This is a genomic window from Draconibacterium sp. IB214405 (assembly GCF_033963885.1).
Lineage (GTDB): Bacteria > Bacteroidota > Bacteroidia > Bacteroidales > Prolixibacteraceae > Draconibacterium.
Genome location: NZ_JAXBMA010000029.1, coordinates 1 through 806 on the forward strand (window position 1 = coordinate 1; position 806 = coordinate 806).

Here is an 806-nt window from a genome sequence, read left to right on the forward strand (position 1 = left end):
AGTAGTATCGCCGTCCGTACCGAAGTATTCCACTCCGTCCACAGTCCATGTATAAGATTCATCTGAACAGATGGTTTCGTTTGTAACGATTGGTTCTGGTTCCGGAGTTACGGTAATATTCAGTACAGTATCCGGCGCACAGTTGGCGCCTTCGTAATGAACAGTAGTATCACCCTCCGTACCGAAGTATTCCACTCCGTCCACAGTCCATGTATAAGATTCATCTGAACAGATGGTTTCGTTTGTAACGATCGGAACAGGTTCCGGAGTTACTTTAATATTCAATACAGTATCCGGCGCACAGTTGGCACCTTCGTAATGAACAGTAGTATCACCCTCAGTACCGAAGTATTCCACTCCGTCCACAGTCCATGTATAAGATTCATCCGAACAGATGGTTTCGTTTGTAACGATTGGTTCTGGTTCCGGAGTTACGGTAATATTCAATACAGTATCCGGCGCACAGTTGGCGCCTTCGTAATGAACAGTAGTATCGCCGTCCGTACCGAAGTATTCCACTCCGTCCACAGTCCATGTATAAGATTCATCCGAACAGATGGTTTCGTTTGTAACGATTGGTTCTGGTTCCGGAGTTACGGTAATATTCAGTACAGTATCCGGCGCACAGTTGGCACCTTCGTAATGAACAGTAGTATCGCCGTCCGTACCGAAGTATTCCACTCCGTCCACAGTCCATGTATAAGATTCATCCGAACAGATGGTTTCGTTTGTAACGATCGGAACAGGTTCCGGAGTTACTTTAATATTCAATACAGTATCCGGCGCACAGTTGGCACCTTCGTAAT

1 protein-coding gene is annotated in these 806 nt (G+C 45.9%); it reads right to left on the minus strand.

Annotation, left to right across the window (positions count from 1 at the left end; genetic code table 11):
- Positions 1–806, minus strand: an 806-nt coding sequence (locus SLH46_RS21640) for a hypothetical protein (RefSeq protein WP_320283310.1), incomplete at both ends; no start/stop codon positions are given.